General features: G+C 39.1%; 21 protein-coding genes. 4 read left to right on the forward strand and 17 right to left on the reverse strand.

Annotation, left to right across the window (positions count from 1 at the left end):
• Nucleotides 1-115 precede the first annotated feature (115 nt).
• Both R2B72_RS02495 and R2B72_RS02500 read left to right on the forward strand, forming a co-directional pair.
• Nucleotides 116-565: a DUF4362 domain-containing protein gene (locus R2B72_RS02495; protein ID WP_318614591.1), complete on the forward strand. Its 450-nt coding sequence runs from the start codon at nucleotides 116-118 to the stop codon at nucleotides 563-565.
• A 234-nt stretch (nucleotides 566-799) separates the two neighbouring features.
• A complete protein-coding gene (locus R2B72_RS02500; RefSeq protein WP_318614593.1) occupies nucleotides 800-2,041 on the forward strand; it encodes an MFS transporter in 1,242 nt (413 codons plus the stop codon).
• Between the two features lie 67 nt (nucleotides 2,042-2,108).
• Here R2B72_RS02500 and R2B72_RS02505 read toward each other — a convergent pair whose 3' ends face one another.
• The 8 genes from R2B72_RS02505 to R2B72_RS02540 all read right to left on the reverse strand — a co-directional run bounded on the left by R2B72_RS02505 (nucleotide 2,109) and on the right by R2B72_RS02540 (nucleotide 9,709).
• Nucleotides 2,109-3,101 (reverse strand): LD-carboxypeptidase, encoded by a 993-nt coding sequence (locus tag R2B72_RS02505; protein WP_318614595.1) that lies wholly within the window; start codon nucleotides 3,099-3,101, stop codon nucleotides 2,109-2,111.
• Nucleotides 3,102-3,359: 258 nt separating this feature from the next.
• Complete coding sequence (locus R2B72_RS02510; RefSeq protein WP_318614596.1) at nucleotides 3,360-3,998, reverse strand: VanW family protein; 639 nt, start codon at nucleotides 3,996-3,998, stop codon at nucleotides 3,360-3,362.
• Nucleotides 3,999-4,322: 324 nt separating this feature from the next.
• Nucleotides 4,323-5,312, reverse strand: coding sequence for a phosphotransferase (locus tag R2B72_RS02515; RefSeq protein ID WP_318614598.1), 990 nt, complete (start codon nucleotides 5,310-5,312; stop codon nucleotides 4,323-4,325).
• 217 nt (nucleotides 5,313-5,529) lie between these two features.
• Nucleotides 5,530-6,393 carry a PhzF family phenazine biosynthesis protein gene (locus tag R2B72_RS02520; protein ID WP_318614599.1) on the reverse strand — a complete coding sequence of 288 codons (864 nt, stop codon included), beginning with the start codon at nucleotides 6,391-6,393 and terminating at the stop codon, nucleotides 5,530-5,532.
• A gap of 163 nt (nucleotides 6,394-6,556) precedes the next feature.
• A complete protein-coding gene (locus R2B72_RS02525; RefSeq protein WP_318614600.1) occupies nucleotides 6,557-6,721 on the reverse strand; it encodes a DUF6440 family protein in 165 nt (54 codons plus the stop codon).
• Nucleotides 6,722-6,741: 20 nt separating this feature from the next.
• A complete protein-coding gene (locus tag R2B72_RS02530) occupies nucleotides 6,742-7,494 on the reverse strand; it encodes an SDR family NAD(P)-dependent oxidoreductase (protein WP_318614601.1) in 753 nt (250 codons plus the stop codon).
• Nucleotides 7,481-8,425 carry an MBL fold metallo-hydrolase gene (locus R2B72_RS02535; RefSeq protein WP_318614602.1) on the reverse strand — a complete coding sequence of 315 codons (945 nt, stop codon included), beginning with the start codon at nucleotides 8,423-8,425 and terminating at the stop codon, nucleotides 7,481-7,483. The genes R2B72_RS02530 and R2B72_RS02535 overlap by 14 nt, the downstream gene beginning before the upstream one ends.
• 132 nt (nucleotides 8,426-8,557) lie before the next feature.
• The gene (locus R2B72_RS02540; RefSeq protein WP_318614603.1) at nucleotides 8,558-9,709 is read right to left on the reverse strand and encodes an MFS transporter; all 1,152 of its coding nucleotides are present in this window, start codon (nucleotides 9,707-9,709) and stop codon (nucleotides 8,558-8,560) included.
• A 226-nt stretch (nucleotides 9,710-9,935) separates the two neighbouring features.
• Here R2B72_RS02540 and R2B72_RS02545 point away from each other — a divergent pair, with 226 nt between their 5' ends.
• Complete coding sequence (locus R2B72_RS02545) at nucleotides 9,936-11,198, forward strand: TolB domain-containing protein (protein ID WP_318614604.1); 1,263 nt, start codon at nucleotides 9,936-9,938, stop codon at nucleotides 11,196-11,198.
• A gap of 74 nt (nucleotides 11,199-11,272) precedes the next feature.
• On the opposite strand, the gene hslO is transcribed toward R2B72_RS02545, so the two are convergent.
• The 5 genes from hslO to R2B72_RS02570 form a co-directional block, all read right to left on the reverse strand.
• Nucleotides 11,273-12,154, reverse strand: a complete 882-nt coding sequence (gene hslO, locus R2B72_RS02550; protein ID WP_318614605.1) for an Hsp33 family molecular chaperone HslO — start codon at nucleotides 12,152-12,154, stop codon at nucleotides 11,273-11,275.
• Between the two features lie 20 nt (nucleotides 12,155-12,174).
• Nucleotides 12,175-13,167, reverse strand: coding sequence for an MsnO8 family LLM class oxidoreductase (locus R2B72_RS02555; RefSeq protein ID WP_318614606.1), 993 nt, complete (start codon nucleotides 13,165-13,167; stop codon nucleotides 12,175-12,177).
• Complete coding sequence (locus R2B72_RS02560) at nucleotides 13,164-13,385, reverse strand: DUF896 domain-containing protein (protein ID WP_318614607.1); 222 nt, start codon at nucleotides 13,383-13,385, stop codon at nucleotides 13,164-13,166. Before R2B72_RS02560 ends, R2B72_RS02555 begins: the two co-directional genes overlap by 4 nt.
• 50 nt (nucleotides 13,386-13,435) lie before the next feature.
• Nucleotides 13,436-13,915, reverse strand: coding sequence for an Rrf2 family transcriptional regulator (locus tag R2B72_RS02565; RefSeq protein WP_318614608.1), 480 nt, complete (start codon nucleotides 13,913-13,915; stop codon nucleotides 13,436-13,438).
• Between the two features lie 219 nt (nucleotides 13,916-14,134).
• Nucleotides 14,135-14,779 carry an FMN-dependent NADH-azoreductase gene (locus R2B72_RS02570; protein ID WP_318614609.1) on the reverse strand — a complete coding sequence of 215 codons (645 nt, stop codon included), beginning with the start codon at nucleotides 14,777-14,779 and terminating at the stop codon, nucleotides 14,135-14,137.
• A 266-nt stretch (nucleotides 14,780-15,045) separates the two neighbouring features.
• Here R2B72_RS02570 and R2B72_RS02575 point away from each other — a divergent pair, with 266 nt between their 5' ends.
• Nucleotides 15,046-15,708 (forward strand): ribonuclease H family protein, encoded by a 663-nt coding sequence (locus tag R2B72_RS02575; protein ID WP_318614610.1) that lies wholly within the window; start codon nucleotides 15,046-15,048, stop codon nucleotides 15,706-15,708.
• A 164-nt stretch (nucleotides 15,709-15,872) separates the two neighbouring features.
• Here R2B72_RS02575 and R2B72_RS02580 read toward each other — a convergent pair whose 3' ends face one another.
• The 4 genes from R2B72_RS02580 to R2B72_RS02595 all read right to left on the reverse strand — a co-directional run bounded on the left by R2B72_RS02580 (nucleotide 15,873) and on the right by R2B72_RS02595 (nucleotide 22,464).
• A complete protein-coding gene (locus R2B72_RS02580) occupies nucleotides 15,873-17,054 on the reverse strand; it encodes a YeiH family protein (RefSeq protein WP_318614611.1) in 1,182 nt (393 codons plus the stop codon).
• Between the two features lie 189 nt (nucleotides 17,055-17,243).
• Complete coding sequence (xsc, locus tag R2B72_RS02585) at nucleotides 17,244-19,016, reverse strand: sulfoacetaldehyde acetyltransferase (RefSeq protein WP_318614613.1); 1,773 nt, start codon at nucleotides 19,014-19,016, stop codon at nucleotides 17,244-17,246.
• A gap of 128 nt (nucleotides 19,017-19,144) precedes the next feature.
• A complete protein-coding gene (locus tag R2B72_RS02590; protein ID WP_318614614.1) occupies nucleotides 19,145-20,341 on the reverse strand; it encodes an iron-containing alcohol dehydrogenase in 1,197 nt (398 codons plus the stop codon).
• A 215-nt stretch (nucleotides 20,342-20,556) separates the two neighbouring features.
• On the reverse strand, nucleotides 20,557-22,464 hold the full coding sequence (locus R2B72_RS02595; protein WP_318614615.1) for a TRAP transporter large permease subunit: 1,908 nt from the start codon (nucleotides 22,462-22,464) through the stop codon (nucleotides 20,557-20,559).

Genomic DNA, 22,464 nt, shown 5'->3' on the forward strand with positions numbered 1-22,464 from the left:
TATAAAAGGTCCGAGTTTTAAATTATTCGGATTATGAAATAACTTTAGTGATAATAGATTCGAATGCCCCATACAATGAAGGTGAAAAGACTAGAGAATCACCGGAGGGATAACGATGCAAAAAATGGGGTACGTTCTTTGGATCCTCGGAATCTTACTACTATCAGCCTGTTCATACGATAGCGAAAAAGCCGTAAAAAATGGAGATGTCATCAATCACAATGGTCCCGTTTATAATTTCCCACGCTTTGAATTGTTCTTGGATAGAATCGAAGCGAATAAGCCAGCTACTGTACGCATTGCCAATTACACGCTTGAAGGCGATCCGACACTATACAATTTAACATTTGATGGTTCATCTATCGATTTAGAAATTGACCGTTCGAACAATAACAACAGAGGTGATGAGCCGGCCAAAGTGAATAGAACCTGTCAGGACCTTGTCATGGAAGAGGGGCAGCAAGTCGTGACATATATGCTAAAAGGGTGCGACCAAGGCTCATTCACGGATGGATTTGTAGTATTAACTGTGCTGAAAGACCAGGAAGAACATGATGAACACTAATTCTAAATACATCCAACACCAGAGCATTCACACAATTATAGAATTCGTGTACAATAAAATCATGTAACTCATTCTTACTATCCTTCATGAACTTTAAAGGTTTGATGTGCTAATTAAAATTGTTAGTCTTTTATCACACAAAGAATATGAACATATGTAAGGAGGCATAAAACGAGTGTAAAACCTACCCTTTCCTAATCAATTATTAATTTTGATGAATAAGGGGTAGTAAGAATGAAGAGTCAATCTTTCCGTTTTCTCTGGATTGGTCAATCGCTGGCCAACTTAGGTGATATCTTTTACATTGTAGGGCTTATTTCAATGTTGTATGGCATTACGGAGTCTCCATTTATGTTAGCGCTGGTGCCTTTTATCAATATGATGGGGCGTTTTAGTGGTGGTATGATTGCTCCAGTACTGTTAAATCGCTATTCGTTAAAAACACTTCTTGTTTACTCTCAGGTGTGTAAGACAATCTTGTTAGGTTTACTTTCGCTGTTGTTAATCATTCAACTCACACCGAATATTCTTGTACTACTCAGCTTTATTTTTATGATTGCGTTTTTGGATGGATGGGCATCACCAGCAAGCCATGCGATGCTACCGCGTCTGGTACCTAATAACGAATTAGTGAAAGCCAATAGTTTCTTTTCGATTGTTTACGAAACGGTTAATTTAGGCGGCTGGGCACTTGGTGGTCTACTTGTTGCTTTGTCAGGTGGTCAACATGTCATTTTATTGACGTTGGGATTGTATGTGATCGCTTCGATGATGATGACTGGAATTGCTGATCCTACCCAGTTTCAACCAAATGATTCTACTGGTCGACGGAGCGGTGAGTTACAAGAGGGCTGGCTCATCATATGGAGAAATCCTTTTTATAGGAGCCTGCATGTCATCATCGTATTTGAAGCTGTTGCAAATGTTGTATGGATTGCTTCCATACTTTACGTTTTTGTAACAGAAGTACTGGGAGAAACTGAGGCTTGGTGGGGATATATCAACACCTCATTTTTTATCGGAATGGTTATCGGTGGAGTACTATGCACGCGGTTTATATCGCTGTTTGAAAAGAACATGAAACATGTGTTAATTATTTTTTCAATCGGGATAAGTGTAATCACTTTGCTGTTTGGTTTGGCAACGATTTCCTGGCTTGCACTTGCATTTTCTGGTATTAATGGTGTCTTTCAACAGCTAAAAGGAATTGCTAGTGACACATTTCTCCAAAAAGTAGCTACTTCCGAGGAGCTACCTAAAATGTATGCCGCGCAAGGCGCACTTGGTTCACTACTATTCGCCGTTTCTTCTTTAACTTTTGGCGCTCTGGCTGAAGTGTGGGATGTCCGATTCACATTCCTATTATCTGCAACCTTGTTAGGTGTGGCGGCTATATACACGGTGATTCGTCATCAGCGTTTTTGTATAAAAGAACAATGCCTGCTGTTGATTAAGAACGTGGCGAATAAAGACTAATACAAAAAAGAATTGACTCTATCCTTTTGCTCGAATGCCCGGGATAGGTCAATTCTTTATCATAGCTTCAAATCCATTTCTCTACTAAATATACCTTCTTATTCGTTGCATCCAACACGACCTTGCGCCCAATCGGCATGGGATGCATAGGATGTGTGTGACATGCGTCGAATTCCGCAAGCACCGGAATGTTTACATCATCTAGGATCTCTAGTAACACTTCATACGGCTTACGCCCCGTTCCTAAATCATCAAAGCACTCATGCTTCCCTAAAATAATGCCGCCTACTTTATCCAAAATACCAATCACTTTGAGCATGGCAAAGTTTTTTTCGATAATAGCTGTATTTTTGGCACAGTCCTCGATTAACAATATGTCACCTTTTTGTACTTCAGGCATATACGGGCTACTTAACATGCCGTACATAGCATTCAAATTACCACCTATCAATCTGCCTTCCGCCAGGCCATCTACGGCAGTAATCCATTCATTTTTATACAACGTTTTTTCCTTTGTTTTCGTCTCCCAATTAACTGCCTCATCTGACCAAAAAGAAGGCATCTGGATTTCGTAAGGTAAACTTTGCGGTGCCATAAAAAAATTTTCAAAATAGTGATAAGTATCTTGGACAAGCGGTTCAAATTCACCGAAAGACGGGATTAAGGACGGGCCATAAAAAGTTGGAATTCCCGTTTTCGCATATAAACTTAGCAGTACTGCCGTTGCATCAGAATAGCCCACGACTATTTTAGGATTTTTTTTAAACGCCTCATAATCGATGTAAGACAATATGCTATTAGAATTTGTACCACCAATGGTAGACATGATGAGTTTGATAGCAGGATTTTGTATTAATTCGTTTAGTTCTGCGGCTCTTTCTTTCGGTGTGCCCGCACGATAAGTATCCATTTTCCCTGTCAAATTACCTTCTACGATTTCAAACCCTTTGCTTGCTAAAAACCGTTTACTTCTCTCAAATCGTACTTGTGCAGTAACTGTCGCGGGTGCCGATGGTGAAAAGATCCCTATTTGGTCGCCTGGTTGCAAGTATTGAAACATTCTATTACCCCTTTATTTATATTTCACAAACTATCTGACTTCATTTTATCACACGAACGTTCCAGCCTGTAAAGCATTTGAAGCCGCTCACAGTCTCTTGGTCTATTTATAGATATCTCCAAGAAATAATCTAGCTGCCAGTGCGGCGTTTTTTGAGCTTAGCGGATCGTTGACTTGTCCCAAGATGGCTAAATGCGGGTAGCTCGCTTCCCACCTTTCTCCTTTTTGATACGTTTAGAAGGTATCCTATTTTTGAGATTATTGGGAGACAAGTTCAGGCTTAACATCATATTTAACTTCAGCAAAGTTTTTAATAAGAAGTTCTTCATTCATATAGTTCCCAGTTCGTTTATCAACCGTCTTTCTCCAAATCTCATTCTGTCTATAGTTCTTACTATTCTTCTTAGAAAACTTATGCTTCCTTTCCTTGACATGATAAGAATAATGCACTTCCTTGTTGGTATAGATGGCTCCTTTTAGGTGATGATCTGTTAACCAAACTCGGATTTGGAAGGCTTGCTTAGTTGTATTAAGAAATCTTAAATCAACATAATTGTAAAAAACACTTGCACCGCTGCCAAACGGAAGAACTCTTCCTTCGTCCGGGAAAGGATCGAAGCTGTGATGATGTCTTTCTATTATCGTTAAAGGCGTGTGTAAGGCCATCCAATAAAGGAGATTCGCAAGCTGACAGATGCCTCCACCTACGCCGGTTTTCACTTCTCCTCTTGAGAGTTGCATACCTTCAATATATCCTTTTTCTTTTGTTGTTTTCCCGACTAATTCCCAATATGAAAACACTTCACTAGGGCGTATAATGATCCCATCAATTTCACTCGCTGCAATCGAAAGATTTACAATTTTATTTTCTTGGAGTTGTGGATCACTATCACCCAACCGCCTCCGCAAGAGCGATTGATGTTTTTTGCACGTATAAGGAAAAGAAGTTTTAATCCTATTCTTTGCAAACTTTTTTCTGTCTCTCAAGTTCCGGAAGAAACGAAATAACCGTCTTTGCTTAATTCGAGTGTGGTATAAAAGTGGATGAATTTCTGATAGCCTCATATTTTTCTCCCCCGATTATTTAGTGATTGGGCGACTTCATTCCCAAAATAAAAGGAAAATCCATTTTGGGAATTGTACGCTATCATTCATTTCCTTAGAATATACTGTTCACTCTTCTATTTCATACTCGCTATCAATCTACTGTTTTCGTTACTTTTATGTATTCCCTAACATGGACTCCAATTCTTGTTGATTTTCAGATAGCCAAAGCATTTCCTTTGCAAAACGTTCTGGAGGTCCACTATGCTGATCCATACTTGCTTTTATCCACCATGTACTTTCCATGAACCATAACATTTTTAAAGAGCTGATTATGAATCCTTTCTCAACCAAACATCGCTCACCATATCCTTCTATAAAAGCTCGAACAAGAGAAACATCAAAGTTATTTTTATATAAAGCTCCAGACATGACAGCCCTTGCAACATCGAGCTGTGGGTAGTCATATTTCATTCGATCAAAATCTAAAATAGCACTTACTTTTTTCTCTTTAAACAATAAATTATCTACCCAAAGATCTCTGTGAGCCCAACCGGTTGCATTTAGATTAAAATCTTCTAGATTTATAATTTCAGTTACGTTATATTGTGTTTCTAATATGGGTAATAGATCTGATTTGTTCATATGATTTGCATGATTCCAAGCAGTTTCCCAATGAGCTAAACGTTCCTCACGACTTGGGGGAATAAATTCGGGGCTTCTCTTAAGCCTAGATGTACCGTCATTTAACAAATGATGCATATTGCCTGTGACTCGTCCTAAGTCATACATTTGATGAACACTTAACTTACCTGGGGGGATTACAATACCATCACAGTATTCCATTACCATAAATAGTTCTCCCTTATCCGATGCTAAAAGAAACCGTCCTTCATAAGAATAGAGCTTGGGGCATGGAAGTCCCCTATGATGTAATTGCATTTGTTGAGAGAAAGCCACTACTAGTTTTTCAGGGTTATATTTTTTGTATCTTTCCTTGTTGTATTGCTTGAGTAAAAAAACGCCGGCATCTGTTGTTATTTTCCACTTTAAATTAAGCCAACCACGTCTAATAGGCGTAGCTTCTTCTACTTGAAATCCAAAATATCGTTTACACGTATGGATAAGGTCATTCAATATCATTTCTTCTGTTAATACAAAGTCCATGTCTCACCTGCTATCTTTCTTTATTAAATAAATATTACCATATGTTCACACTATAATTAGGTTAATTATGAAAATTACTACTTATTATACCTCCCAATCTACGCTCTCGCCGCTACACATTTTGGTTCGGATGCGACATAAAAAGCCAACAGATCACTGTTGACTTTTTATGTCGCATATTAATCTATTACGAAGCACCTGTTAGTTCAATATCATATTAGAACCATTTGCCTTCCGCTACAACAAAAGCACTGCCACCTATTTGTATTGTGTATTTGGAATTATGTTTAGTAGCTACTGCTTTTAATAATGATTTCCTATTAATCGAATAACCTTGTTCAACTGAATAACTTATATCCTGGCTATCAAAAAAGTTATGTTCTAATAAATAACCAGCTAAATTTCCGTTAGCACTCCCCGTAGCTGGGTCTTCTAGATGACCTGACGTAAACATAAAGACTCTTGCATGTAAATCGTTAGATGGATTTACTGTTTCTTTTGTATAGATAAGAATATTTGCATCTCCTATTTCCTCTAAAAGTTCGTCATAAAGTTTATGATTTATTTTACATCGGTTTATTGCATCTAAAGTCTTTACATTTACAATAATGCTTGGTAATCCTGTTGAAACTACTTGGACAGGAAGTTCAACATTGATATCCCTAATGTCAATTCCAAGAATTCTCGAAATAGTTTCTACGTCTATTGTATTTTTAAATATGGGTTGGTTTTGTAACATCCAACCCTCTTGACCATTAAACATTACAGGGATCTGTCCAACTTCAAGATTAAGTTTAATTTCATTTGAATTATTACCATCTATAAAATGTTGAATAACGTATGCAGTACCAAGTGTAGGATGTCCCGCAAACGGTATTTCTGAATCCGGTGTAAAAATCTTTACATTGTAGCCGCTATTTTTTTGTAATCCTGACATAATAAATGTAGTTTCTGAAAAGTTGATTTCCTTCGCAATTTTTTGCATTTCTTCTTGTTTAATATCCCCATTAGGAATACAAACAGCTAATTGATTTCCTTCAAATGGTTTTTCCGCAAAAACATCAACTATGTAAAATTTCATTATGTTTTTCTCCTTTTATTTCTTATGATAACATGTCAGAAATATTTTAATAGTCTTTTCTTAAAGTAAAATGCCCCTCTTCGTGTTTAGTCGTTCATATCACCTCAATAAAATTAGTTATCTGTACTCCATAAAAGGAGCATGATATCTCAGCAATTTGACATTAATCAATTACAACTTTCCCGTCTTTATCCAATAACGGGGTCATTCCACTCACTCCTAGACCACTTGTAATAAGATAATTTACACCTGTTTCAGTATCCACTACAATTTTAATAATGCCACCACCGACGTGTTCTTTTAATTTCACTTTAAATCTTTTCTTCATCAAACAAGCCCCCAGCTACCTCATTTCTTCATAAAATACTTACGACCCAGTCGTTCGACAAGTGTCGGCGCCACAGCATGCATTTTACTCGTCACACCCATATACCAAGGCAAATTCACATCCCTCACCGGATGTCTCACCGTTTTCATCACTGCGTCGACAACATCATCCACCGCCAATAGATGCATCCCAAGAGATGTTCGATAGCTGCCAGTGTCATCTGCCAAATCTAAAAAAGGCGTATCAATCGGACCAGGATTAATGGTTGTGATATGGATACCAAATGGGGCCACTTCCATGCGCAACGCATTGGTGTAGCCAATAATCGCATGCTTCGATGCTGCATAGACAGATGCTTTCGGTGTTGCCACTTTCCCCGCTTGAGAACCCAGAAAGATGAGATGCCCTTGTTGGCGTTCCATCATGCCCGGCAACAAACGCTTGGTCAGTTGCATAGGCGCAACGACATTGACAGCCATCATGCACTCTATCGCGTCATCTGCCGTTTCATGTGCATAATCGAACATCCCGACACCAGCTGAAAAAATGACAATATCAGGCGTAGCAATCTTGGCCAACAACCGATTCACATCTTCTTTGTTCGATAAATCCGCCAGTACCGTTTGGGCACCTGCATTTTGCAATTCCCATAGCTTATCCGGTGCCCTACCAGTTGCCCAAACCTCGTGACCTTCTAGCAACAGCCTTTTTGTCAACGCAAAGCCGACACCACTTGTTGCGCCTGTCACGACAACTGATTTACGCTTGTTCATAATGATAGACGCCGCCTTCATCACATGTTTCAACAACGAGCCCTTCATCGACGAGATAATCGGTTTGCCCAATTGTTTCGGATAATGTCAGCCCTAATTCTTTTTCATAAATAACCGGGAATAATTCTTTCGTTAGTTCAAAAATCGTCCGCGGTCCGCCATCCATCATGGCAAGCACCTTCATGGCCCGTTCACGCTGTTTCACTAGACGACTTTCAATCAGCGCATGAATATTGCGCACTTCATTGCCATGCCCACTGTAAATAATATCAACAGGCAGAGTCAGCAACCTTTTCAATGACGCGTTATATTGTAATAACGAACGCGGACGTCCCATTCTCGGATCGAGTGGCGGCTCAATGAGCGGATTGGAAGATACTTTTTCAAGCACAAGATCCCCACCAATCATTTCACCCGTTTGTTCATTCCAAAAAACGAGATGACTTTGCGCATGACCAGGTGTTTCCATGACCGTCCAGCCTTCGTGCCCAGGCAGTACATCACCTTCTGCAAGTAGCCGATCGAGCGGTCGTTCACCCATTAACACAGCAGAACGCTTCATGCGTTTCACCCAAAAGAGATATTCTTCAGGTACGCCCTCTTCCATCAGACGATCTAGGTAAAAGGCATCATGATACTTGAAAAAATCATCGTCCCGCTTCAGCCAAAGGTCATTATAGGTATGGCCCAACACAGTTGCCTGATCAAATGCATCGATCCATCCCGCATGATCGGGATGATGATGCGTCAAAATAACTTGTTCAATATCGTTGAATGAATAACCCGCTTCCTTAATGCCATGCTCTAGCGCCGCATATGCTTCGGGTGTTTTCGGTCCTGCATCAACAAGTGATAACGTATCCCCTTTCATCAGAAATGAATTGACATCGCCCACTGCGAATGGTGTTGGAAGTATAATTTTATGTATCATCAGTAAAGTCCCCTTTATAGAAATGAATGAGTATTCAGTCCATTGTACCTTTTTTAGAAGAGGACGTCACCTAAGGAATAAAAAAGACTAACTGAAGCGTCACTTCCGTTAAGTCACATGATTCAGTGAAAATTAATAATCATAGCGCTTTCTTGTCCCTACAATTAGCAACATTGCTGGCACTGTACAGACAATCATCCCCAAAAATGCGAGTCCTGGAGAAATTTCGTATAAAAACCCACCTACTAATGTCAAAACTGCAGTGCTCAAACTTAAGGCAAAAGCCGAGTATACGCCTTGCGCACTTGGGATTTGTTGCTTGGTTAAATTTTTAGTTATGTAAAGGATAAATGCGTAATGCGCAATTCCAAACGATAGTGCATGTAAACTTTGTGAGAACATAAACACCCACACATTTGGGAACAAAAACACAAGTATCCAACGCAGTGTCGATCCTGCTGCCGCTAGCAATAATAGCGACGAGGGCTTCCATTTCTTAAACAAGTGATCAGCCTTCGTAAAGTAAAGAATTTCAAAAATAACGGCAATATTAAAAATGAGTCCAATATAATAGTTATTCACATGTAAATTCTGCAAATAAATATAGCCATAATTATAATAAGATGCATGTGAGCCTTGTAGTAACACAACGACCAGCAAGATAATTGGAAAGCTTTTAATTTGCCATAAACTTCGCATCGTTGGTGACTCTTTACGCTCCCTCACCGTCGGTTTCACTAACAGGACAGCTGGTGTCGGTAAAAAAGAAATAAAAAGGATAAAACAAAGCCCCACCATCATACTCCATAAAATCGCCTGTTCTCCATAATAACCCGTTACTACACTAACGATAAACACAGAAATCACAAAGCCTAATGAACCGTAAGAACGACTTTTACCATAATTTACGTCACCTTGCTGTACCAATGTACTTGCAGTACTTTCGACAGCAGGAAGTAAAGCTGGAAAAACGGCACTAAATAGAATGGTTACAACGAAAAGTGTGTGAAATGACGAAATCGGAAGATATAGTAACGTCGTTGCCAGTGAACTAACTGTCAAAATAAGAATAACCTTTTGACTGCTCCAATATCTAGATATTAATGGGAAGGCGAACAGCGTCGACGCTCCGCGCACCAACAAACCAAATCCCATGATTAGACTTGCTTCTGCCACACTCAATCCTTTAGCCTGTACAAGCCACCCTGTCCAGTAAGGCAAAAATACTCCCCATGTTAAAAAAAATACGAAAAAGTTCTGCGAAAGCCAGCGTTGATTATTCACTATGTATCTCCTCCCATTTATTGCATCTTAACACGCATATCTCATATTTGGAATGTTGATTTCAGCAAAAGATATGAAAAAAGTCATCTTTTCTACAATCGAAAAGATGACTTTTTAATGGGTGAATCACCTAAAGTTAAGTATCCCTTTTTTAATATGTACAGTAAAAATTAGACATGCGTAAGTTTACTTCTATAGGAGAACATACAAGACAAGAGGTGAAGGCATGAAAAAGATTGTACAAATTCTGATGGTCTTATGTTTAATTGCTCCGTCCCTTACCCATGCACAAACGAACACATCCGATGTAAAAATTGCTTTTATTCGAGATGGCCATTTATGGCTCAAAGTCGACGACAAAGAAGTGAAAATAACGAAAGAAAAAGCGACGTATAATTATCCTCCTCAATGGTCATTCGATGGAAAAATGCTGCTGTATCAAAAAGAAGTGGCTGGCAATATACGCGATCCGAAAGGAACTTCAAATGAATTATGGGTTTATGATGTCGCAACAAAAAAGCATCAAAAAATATTCCATGACGGATACAATGCAAAGTGGTCACCAATAGAAAATATTGTTGCCTTTAGCGATGGTCGTGTATTAAATATATCTGATTTGACAAGGTTCTATAATATTGCTTTGGGAGTAAATGATTATGAGTGGCAGCCAGATGGCAAAGGTTTTATCACATCGTCAAGTGCTTCTTTTCGCCCAGATGGTTGGACACACACAATTATTTATACGATTTCTATAGAAGATGGTTATCAAAACATCAATGACTTAACAAAGAATGTGAAACGTTTATTCGTAATTCCAAAAGAGATAACAAAAGATGACGTAAAAGTTGATGCACTCAACGCTGGAAAATTTTCATATTCACCAAATAAACAATGGATAACCTTCATTGTTTCCGATACTCCTTCAGGGGCGATGGACAGTGAGATGCTTTGTGTGATTTCCGTAGACGGAAAAGAATTTATTGTAATCGATGAGGTCATCAATGATTTTACTCCAAAATGGGCATTTCATAACAGCTTACTTGGTTATATTGCAGGAGAAGGACGAATTGTATTTGGTTTTAAAAATAAAAACTTAAAAGTAACCGAGCTCCCGGCCACTCAAACAGTAAACCTTACCCCGCAAAACTATGCAGAACTAGGTTTTTCATGGGTAAATGATGTATCCCTTATTGTTTCTAGGGTGCCCGAAAGTGAATGGTCCGATGATGCTAATAAGCGTCCGAAACCGGTTTTGTATCTGTTATCATTAACCAATCCAAAACAAATACAAATAACGAAGCCTCCAAAAGGACAAGGAGATTTTACGCCAATTTTTTTACCTTCCATCAATAAAATCACTTGGTCAAGACAAAAAGATTTAGTATCTTTTAAAGGCGATTTATGGGTCGCTGATCCAACTGGTGACCATGCAAAAGTTTGGGTCCATGATATCGGGTTAGAGTTGTATGACTTCTTCCCTTCACAGTAAATTTGGATAAGCAAAAGCCATCTTTTCATAATAAGCGAAAAGATGGCTTTTTAATGGTGTGAATACTATAAACTTTATGAAACCGCAGATTCCAACAGTACTTCCAAATCTTGTTTAGAGTAATGGTAGTTTTCATTACAAAAATGACAATTTGCTTCAGCTTGCCCATCTGTCTGAATCATGTCTTGAATCTCGGCGCCACCTAAACTAATAATAGCGTTGGAAATCCTTTCTTTGGAGCATTGGCATTGAAACTGTACAGGAACTTCCTCTAGAAATTTCACATTTCCAGTCCCTAATACTTGTTCAAGTATTTGTTCAGGTGTCATCCCTTGCTCGAGCATCGTAGAGATAGGCGAAATATTTTTCAAACGTTCTTCAATCATCTCGATCGTCTTCTCATCTGTACCAGGCATCAGCTGAATGATGTAGCCTCCTGCTGCCAGAATCGTCTGATTTGGATTGACTAAGACACCTACTCCAACAGAAGAAGGGACTTGCTCTGAATGTACAATATACGATGTAAAATCATCGCCTAACTCACCAGATACAAGAGGAACATAACCAACAAAAGGCTGTTGTAAGCCAATATCCTTTGATACAGTCAGCAGACCATCAGTTCCGACGGCTCTTTTCACATCAAGTTTACCTTGATCATTTAACTCAAAATGCGTTCGAGGATTTGTCACATAGCCTCTCACTTCGCCTTTGCTGTTTGCATCGACTAAAATCGTACCAATTGGACCACCACCGTCAATTTTTATCGACAGCTTCTCCTCGCCCTTCAGCATTGCGCCTAGTATCACGCCTGCTGTCATCGAACGCCCAAGCGCCGCAGACGCAGTTGGCCATGTCTGATGGCGACGTTTCGCTTCCCCAACAGTTTCCGTTGTGATCGCTGCATAGGCACGCACTTGATCATTATAAGCAATGGCTTTTACTAAATAATCCTTCATTTCCATACTTCCTTTCTTCCCTAGAGCAGCTCCTGAGCTAATAAACGATAAACATTCAAACGTTTCTCTTGCGAATGAGGAATGCTACAAATCATTGCTTCATCAAATCCATATCGTTGTTGCTCTTGTTGTAATCGCGTTGCAACTTCTTTCGAAGATCCTACTAAGTGGATTTTACGACTATCTTGAATCATCATGCGATCCATTTCCGTCAGCGGATAATCACGAGCTTCTTCTGGCGTCAAAAGTTGCCCGAATTTGCCTTTCATAAACTGCATACGCCAAATATCTTGTGGTGCTGCCTCAAACTCAGCTTCTTCTGTTGTTTCAGCTGTTGTCACCATATAGGAAACATTGATTTCCGGTCTCTCCATAAACGCTGAAGGTTTAAAGTTCTTCCTATAAGCCTCCAAAATCGACCCGGATAGCTGACCATTAAAAAACTGTGCAAACGAATATCCAACGCCCATACGCCCCGCTTGAATGGCACTATTGCCACTCGAACCTAATAACCAAGCTTCAGGCAAAACTACCTGTGACGGCGTGGCAATCGTTTTATTGTATAGGCTATCGCCTGGTACTTCATCGTTGATCAATTGCAGTGCTATATCGAATTTTTCATACATATTGTTGACCATCGGAGGGCGTCCTTCGGATAAAGCATAGATCGAATCATTGTCCCCTCCCGGCGCCCGCCCCACACCAAAGTCAATTCTGCCAGGTGAAAAAGCACTGAGTGTTTTAAATACTTCAGCCAGCTTCAGCGGAGAATAATGCATCATCATGGTACCGCCAGTACCGATATGAATTTGTTTCGTTTTGGCCGCTAAATGTGCCGCTGTCACCTCTGGCGCTGAACTTGCAAAGGTTTTTGTTCCATGATGCTCCGCCATCCACATTCGACGGTAGCCTAATTCATCTGCCAAAATAGCAAGCTCTTCTGCTTTTTTCAAAGCATCAACCGCATTATTTCCCTTTGTTACGGGTGCCTGATCCAGAACACTTAACCTCATGTCGTTACCTTCCTTTCTTGCTGGACTTTTTCGGGAGTTACATTATTGCCAAGTGGATCCAACACAGTTATGCCTGACACAGTATTGAGAACCTGCCCACGAATTTCACGTAAGTAATCTTGTTGCAAGACTGTTTGTTCAACCATTTCAGCATTGGTTAAGCCCTCTTCACGTTGTTTTTTCGCTAATTCATTAATGCGGTCTAATCCTTTAATCATCTATATGCCACTTCTTTCATCGTGTATTTGTAGAGAAATGAACTCCATACCTATAAAACCATTCTTTCTTTTGCCCATTCTTTCAAGCCTTCTACTTTTTCAGGGAAGCGATTAGTCGTTTCTTTGTAAAGGGATGCAATCGTTTCACGCTTCAATACCGTTTTCCAAGTCGATTCAGCTTCATCCATTAAATCCGTCAACAAACAGCATTCATCTTCTTTTTCTAAGTCAAGCATGTCATCGAGAATCCCACTTGGAGAATAAAGAGATTGCTGACCCTCTATCGCAAGATAAACATCGTATACCCGAATCTCTTCAGGTTTTTTCTTTAATTTAAAGCCACCCTTTACGCCTGCGACAGAGGTAATCAAGTCAGCGCTCACTAGCTTTCTCAACAGTTTTTGAAAATAAGTCGGAGAAGTTCCCAACTGTTGGCTTATAGCCTCTCCTGGTAATACCGCCCTATCTGGCAACATGTTCAGTATTAGAATGGCGTAGACGGATTGTTCAACACCGGTTTTCATCTGCATGATGCCCACCACCTTTTTTAAAAGAGATTTTTCATTGCATCTTGACTAATACGGACATTCATTATCCACGTTAGTTTAACTTATCGAAATCTAAAAGTAAAACCTTTCGTCTTATCTGTTAATAGTAAGCTGATTCTTTAACATCTACATGCATATACAAAAAAATCCCTCCGCAGATTCACGAAGGGATTGACTGAACTTATTTACTTATAGTCGTTATTAAACAGTAGCCGGTTGAGCAGCCAATGCTTTTGCAACTTCAGTTACTTTTTCAAGGCCTTGTGCAACAATTTGTTCTGCTTGATCTGGCATTGCATTATGTCCTTCAATGATAACTTCTTCAACAGACATACCGAACACGCCTCCAAAGACGTTACGCATATAAGTAGCAGACATTTCCATCGGCGCTGTTTCAGGAGTTGAATAAATTCCACCGCGAGCGTTCAGAAGTATCGCTTTCTTCTCTGGCATTAGGCTCACTAATTGACCTTGTTCGTTATATTTAAATGCATATCCTGCTTGATAGACATAGTCAACAAATGTTTGTAATGGTGCTGGAATTGTTAGGTTCCACAATGGGAATGCGAAAACAACTACATCAGCTGCTGTTAAAGCGTCCATTGCTTTTTGTTTAGCTGCAACAAGGCGTTGCTCAAGGTCAGATAGTTGTTCACCGTTTTGCATTTTTCCAAATGCGTTGAACAAATCTTGACCAAAGTAAGGCATATCTTCTGCGAATACATCAAATGTTGAGATGTTAAGGTCTTTGACATCCTGCACGTTTGCCATAAATGTTTCATACATTTTGCTTGAGATTGCCTCTGAAGCTGGGCGGTTATTTGCTTTGACTACTAAAATATTCATTATTATTTTTCCTCCAAATTGTTTTCTATTTTGTGACCATTCGTTTACCTGATCTCAACAAATGTGATTCTAGCATATATATTAGCTTGAAATCTAGCAATTCGACTTCCGTACTTTTAAAACAGTAGTTCTACTAATGCCAGCACGTTGGAACTAACTTTTCTCTAAATCTATATGGTTTTAGAAACGGCTAACATTGGATATAATTTATTGAGAGAGAAAGAAGCTTTACTCGCAGACTTACTATTACAGAAGGAGGATTTGCGATGCGTGTTTTCATTGAATGGACTTACAAAACGCCGAGGGGCACCGAAACCGGCTTTCGCTCTGATGAAATGCCGGCAGCACAGGCCCTGCTAATTGCAGATGATATCGAGCGAACTGGGCGAGCCAAAAATATAGTATTGACGGATCAGCTCGACACCATTTGGACGCTTAAAGAGATGAGAAAGTATTTGAAAGAAATTGTAACAGAGCCACATAACATCACGGTCTATTTTGATGGTGGCTTCGACCGTGAGACGAGCAAATCTGGGATGGGTTGCGTTATTTATTATGACCAGAACGGCAAGTCATACAGACTACGGCGCAATGCCCCTTCTGTCGAGCTCATATCTAATAACGAAGCTGAATATGCCGCATTATATCTATGCTTACAGGAGCTTGAGCTGTTGAATGTCCATCATCTGCCCGTCCGATTTATTGGCGATTCACAGGTCGTTATCAACCAATTAAGCGAGGAATGGCCGACACTTGAAAATAATCTATCGAAGTGGGCAGACCGAATCGAAGCAAAACTAAAAGATCTCACTATCCAAGCAACATACGAACTAGTCGGACGAAAGCGAAACACGGAAGCAGATCGATTAGCGACACAAGCACTACATGGCATCTCAATTACGGCAACGAGTGAAATAACCGAAGATTAGAAGCCTAAAAATTTAAAAAGATACACATCCCTAATAAAACAGAATGTGTATCTTTTGTATATATATAAATCAATTTAATCTATACAATTTATTCACAACAAGCGGTGTTTTCTGTAGCAAAACAAAGTGGCGGTTTCAAATGAGCCTAGGCGTATTTGATTACCTTAAATGACAATCAAATGTCCAAATAAACCAATCAATGTCAAGCTGACAATCCCGACAGATACCGCTGCAATTAATCCAATGTAAAATGGTTTTACTCCCAATCCTTTAAACGTACTAAAATCAGTTGACAACCCGACACCAGCCATTGCCAATCCAAGCATATAAGTAGTTCCAAAAGAACTTCCATAACGATAAAAATTTTCCCATTCAACGGAGTTTAAAAAGCCGAAAGCCAATCCACTATTTGCTACATTCATGTCTCCAATCGTTCTTGCAAATGCAAGCAGCAAAAAACCAACGACAAATAAAGGTATAAGTTTATACCATTTTGGTATTCTGCGCTCCCCCCCTGTCTCATTCTCGACACCAGCATTTTTGAAAAATAGAAAAGAAATAATTGGAATAACAGCTATAATAAATAGATTCCTTGTCAGTTTAGTAACCATTGCGACGTCTACAACTTTTTCCATATCAAACATTTGATTGTAAATAAGTGCTGATCCCGTTACTTGTGCAGTATCGTGAATAGCCGTACCCAAAAATAGTCCCGCTTTAATTGGATCATCACCAAAAAAGGTATTTGCAAGATATGGATAAAACAACATACCTACCAAACCAAAAATGGTAATATTGGCAACCGCATATGAAATTTCATTATCTTTTGCTTTAAGTACAGGAGATATTGCCATAATAGCCGTTACACCACAAATACCTGTTCCACAGGCAATTAACGTTCCAAGACGGTTGGACTGATTTAGTTTCTTTGTAAAGTACAGAGTGACAATGATACCACAAGAAATACACGCAATAATCAGCGGAATCCCCCAAGCACCAAGCCTTAGTGCTTCGATAAGACTCAATCTTAACCCGAGTAGGATAATACCCGCCCTCAATGCATATTTTACAGAAAAAGCAACTCCGTCCATGAAAATCGGATGCAAATTAATTGTGTTTCGTATAATAATACCAAGAATAATAGCCACAAATATTCCAGACACTGGACTAGAACTTCCTTCTGGAAGAATTTGTAGCTTTACAATCGCAATCCCAAGTTGATCTGCCAAATATATACCTGCAATCATGACCATAAAACAAAGTAAAACTCCAGGTAAGATGATACTTAAATAACTACGGTTAGTAGTTGATCCTAAATTATTGATATACGATTTAACATTCCCCATAAACTCCCTCCTTTCACTTCCAACTAGCTAAGATATACATTTGGATTAGACACTTTAATAATTAAAAAACATCCATAATCCCATCTACTTTTAATAATATCGCAATTAAAAGTAACTGATATGAGATTATAGATGCCCATTATTCTACGATTAACATTCCTTTTATTTTATTTGAAAAACTAGTTTTTCTTATTCATCTTTCCATGTCTGATAATCAAGGTGCTTATATTTTTCCAAAAAACGAGTAGGTAGTTCTAATGCATCTTTCCTAAATGGCGGTGCGAGCATAGTACCATCTACGTGTATGTCGATGATTGCTGGCCTTTTCGCCTTTAAAGCTTCCTCAATCGCTGGTCCAATATCTTCTGCTTTGTCAACTGTAAAGCCAAGCGCCCCCATTGACCTCGCAACTTCGGCAAAATCAGGTGCTTCAATATCAGATCCGACAAAACGGTTATTGTAAAAGTCTACTTGATTCTTTTTCTCTGCCGCCCAAGATTTATTATTAAATACGCAAGCAATAACTGGGAGCTTTTGTTCAACGGCAGTACTGATTTCATGTAAGCTCATTCCCCAAGCACCATCGCCGACAATTGCACATGTTGGTGAATCTGGTTCAGCAATTTGCGCGCCCATCGCTGCTGGATAAGCAAACCCACAATTTCCGAAAGTTAAAGCGGCAAGATGACGTCTACTTTGATTAAAGTGTAAATAAGCATTTGCTGTCGATGATACATTTCCAATATCAGTTGCAATAATCGCGTTGTCTGGTAATGCTTTCCTAACTTCCAACAGTGCACGTCGTGGATTGATTGGTGTGCCTTCAACCATTGCTAAATCAATGAGCTCTTGTTCCCATTCTTCTTTGAGTTTATTAATCTTTTGTAAACGAGAGGAATCCACTTCTCGTTTATCACGCTGTAATTGCTTCAAAATCTCGTCACTGGCACTTTTCGCGTCACCTATGATACCCACTTCAATCGGGTGTGTCCTTGCAATATTCCGTGGGTTAATGTCAATTTGAATAATCTTCGCATCTTTAGGAAAGTAATTGATATCGTAAGCTGGCAATGTTCCGAAAACGGATAAACGTGTACCGATTGCCAGTAGAACATCTGCCTTTTGAATTGATAACATTGCTGCTTTTGAACCCATATAGCCAATTGGGCCAACTGCTAATGGATGGTCTGCCGGGAATGCATCATTATGCATATAGGAAACAGCAACAGGTGCAGTTAAATGCTCCGCAATCTGAGCTACAACATCTGTTCCGTTTGCATCAACAACTCCACGCCCTGAAAGAATCACAGGATTTTTAGCGTTTTTCAATAACTCTACAGCTTTTTCAATTGATGCAGGGTCACCACTACCACGAGCGTCTACACGATATTGATGAGGGGATAAAATCTGATCCTCAAGTTCTCCGTAAAAATAGTCACGTGGAATGTCATATAATACTGGTCCACGTTCAGCATACGCAATTCGGAAAGCAGTTCTCAATGTCTCTGCCACACGGCTCCTATGTGTAACTCGCACCGTTTCCTTTGTTATCGATTTAAAAATAGATACTTGATCACATTCCTGGAATCCGTCCCATCCAATCGTCGGAGTTCCAGCAGATGGTGAAATGATAACCATTGGCGTATGTGCCTGATTCGCTGCGGCAACCGATGTTACCATGTTTGTAATTCCAGGTCCATTTTGTCCAATTACAACCCCTGCCACACCTGTAACACGCGTGTAAGCGTCTGCCATATGCCCAGAACTTTGTTCGTGTCTTACCGGAATAAAACGGATCCCTGCCGTTGGTAGTAAATCGAGCATATCCATAAACGCAGAACCAAGAATTCCATAAATATCTTTTACTCCTTCTGCTAACAGTGTTTCTACAATTGCCTCACTCGGCGTCATTTTCACCTTTTTTGCTACAACATTCTCCACTTCAACTTGTGATTTTGTCATTTTATTTTCCCCCTAGATAATAGTTGTATTTCATTGTTAAGACTCCTCACTCGCACTGCCTATTCGGATTATTAAACCCGCGACATCACGACATCCGTACCACTTGCGATAATATTATCTACTGTGTACTACGAGGAAGCCATTTGAATACTTCCTAGCTCTTCCAACTTCCCAATTAATGAAAGAAGTATCACTTCCACATCTTTTTCCGTTGGCACAATCTGGTTTGTCAAAATGCCATTTCCACTTAATGCGTCATTAATCAAGGTAGATTTATTTTTGTTTAAGTCTTCAAGATTAATATATTTCATTCCATCTTGCCAAATTCCATAGTGACTATTCATTTCTTCAATAAGTTGGATGGTAGATTCCGCCATTTTCTCTTTACTTTCCGCATTTTTCATTCCCATTGCAATGCCAATATCAGCATACTTCTCTTTGGTTACTTCTAATCCAAAACGCATGACGAATGGGAGCATTAACGAAACACTTAGTCCATGCGGAATGTTAAACCTTGCGCCTAATGATCTGCCAATAGCGTGCGCAAGATTCGTTGAAGCGTTCGAAAAAGCTATTCCCGAATAACAACTTGCTAATAGCATGGCTTCCCTGGCTTCAAGATCCATTCCATTTTCATAAACACGCGGCAATGATTTTCCAATCATTTTGATAGCTGTTAACGCATAGTTATCTGTCATAACAGATGCCTGTGTAGAAATGTATGCTTCGATTGCATGTGTTAACGCATCCATACCTGTATACGCGGTAAAGTGTCTAGGCAGACTTTGTGTCAATACGGGATCTAGAATAGCAACATCTGGAATAAGGTCCTTATGTGCAGGGTTCATTTTAAGCTGTGTCTCCAGATTCGTCACAACCATGACCTTTGTTGCCTCTGAACCAGTACCAGCTGTTGTTGGAACTGCAATTAAAGGAAGTCTATTTAATTTCTTAGTTGCCGCGATCTCTTCCCATCTCATTTTCGGATTAGCTCCAAAAAGCGAAACAGCTTTTGCAATGTCAATTGCACTTCCGCCTCCGATTGCAACAACACAATCAGATTCTTTTTCAACCAAGCTCTTAAGTGCTGCCTTAACATGATCTGTCGTAGGTTCCCCTTGATAATCAGAGAAGAAGGTTACTGTCATATTCTCTGATTGAACAATTTCTTTTATTCTTTGATCATAGCTAAGTGGAAGCGTCACAAGAAATGCATCAATAACGACGAATAAGTTTGTCACTCCCATTTCTGATGCTATTTTACCCAGTTTATTTAAACAATCCTTTCCAATTTCAATCTGTCTTGGTAAATATGTCGACGCCATGAATCATCCTCCTTAACGCTATTTTATTAATCCATTACATGCTTCAAGGACATTGCACATTTTCATAGTATTTGCATAAGATTGTTACTTCGTGATTTTTATCGTAATTATTAGTTAATTCAGATGTGATAAAATCAACATCTCATAAATATGGATCTCTCCTCCTCATCACCTCCTTTAATGCAACAGACAAACATGAAAATTGTACTCGTTAGTTACTCTAGCAACCCAACTAACCATAAACTAATCATCGGTACATAAGTAATCAAACCGAGTAACACTAACATCGTAATAAGCAATGGACCAATTCCTTTGATAACCTCTTCAATTTCCAATTTGGCTATTCCGGAGGCAACAAATAAATTGACACCTACAGGAGGAGTAATAAATCCAATTGCAAGGTTAAAAATCATAATCAATCCGAAATGGATTGGATCAACTCCCAATTCAACTGCTATAGGTAAGAGAATCGGTGTTAAAATAACAATTGCGGCTAATGCCTCTAGTATCAATCCCACAAGTAACAGGAAAATATTTAGCAATAAAAGAATGATGATTTTATTCTCGCTTATCGTTAAAACAAAGTGGGCAACTGTTTCAGCGACTCTTTCCAATGTGATTAATCGACCAAAAATGCTAGCCATAACAATCAATAGAATAATAATTGAAGAAGTCACACCAGCAGTCGCTAAATTCTTATACATTGATTTCAAATCCAAATCTTTGTAAACGAAAAAGCCAATAATCAAGCCGTACGCAGCAGCAACCGCAGCGGCTTCTGTTGGAGTCATGAATCCACCATAAATACCACCTAAAATTAAGATAGGTACCAATAGTGCAAGCCTTGCATCCCATGCTGCCTTCAGTGTATTTTTTAGATTAAAACTCGTTTGATCGCCCTGCCAGCCATTTTTCTTAGAGATGAAATACGTTACAATCATTAAAGCCACACCAGTAAGCAGTCCGGGCATTACACCAGCCATAAATAGTTTAGATATGGATTGTTGACCAACTACACCATAGATTACAAGTGGATTACTTGGTGGTATAATTACACCAAGTGAACCCGCAGTCGCGACCACAGCAGTTGCAAATCCAGCATTATACCCTTGTTTGATCATTGCAGGAATTAACAATGTTCCAATTGCGGCAACCGTTGCTGGACCTGACCCACTAATAGCCGCAAAAAACATACAAGTTACAATGGCTACTAGTGCCAACCCACCGGGCAAAAAACCTAATAATTCATCTGATAGCCTTAGCAGCCTTTTGATAATATTTCCGCCGCCCATTATAATTCCTGCAGCAATGAAAAATGGGACGGCCATTATCGGGAAATTATCAATACTCGTAAATGCTGTCTGCGGGAAAAAATCAATTGGAATGGCATCTGTCGCAAGAACTGTTGCCAATGTACTCACTCCAAGTGCAAAAGCAATTGGCATTCCAATCATAATGAATAATATGAAATAGCCAAAAAGTAGGAGTGTAATAGCAGATTTTGCTGATAATGCAATGGGTAATATGAAAGCAATTGCAATCATTACACCCAAAACTCCGTCCTTAATCTCAAGACTCTTTAAATCCAAACTAAAATTCTGAAACAACCTTAGAATAATTAGTGCAAAACCGATGGGTACAGCACTATATGGAACGGCCATCGGTACTCCTAATGCAGGCGATAATTGATTCATATCAAATTGAAAGGTAATCAACTCAATACCATAACGGATCATAATATAACTAAAATAAAGCATGAAAATTGTATTTGCCAAGCTAATAGAACTTTGGATATTCTTAGGTAATCTCTTTACAATTGCATTGACTTGGATTGATTCTCGTTTTTTTATGGCAAGACTTGCACCCAAAAAAGATACTGCAATAAAAATATAGCGAGAAATTTCCTCTGTCCATGTTGTAATATTTGCTACGTTGATAAAAGGTAATAAATATCTGTTAATGACTTGAAAATTGATCAGTAGTATGAAAATCAAGAATCCTAACACAATAAATATCTCTTCAAATCTTTGATCGATGAATCTGACAATTTTTTTGAAAACCGTAGTATTTTCAATTGAAGCTGAAATATTTTCTTGCACTTCTGCTAAAGAACCTTGTTCCAA

The sequence above is a fragment of the Sporosarcina sp. YIM B06819 genome (assembly GCF_033485175.1).
Taxonomy (GTDB): Bacteria; Bacillota; Bacilli; order Bacillales_A; family Planococcaceae; genus Sporosarcina.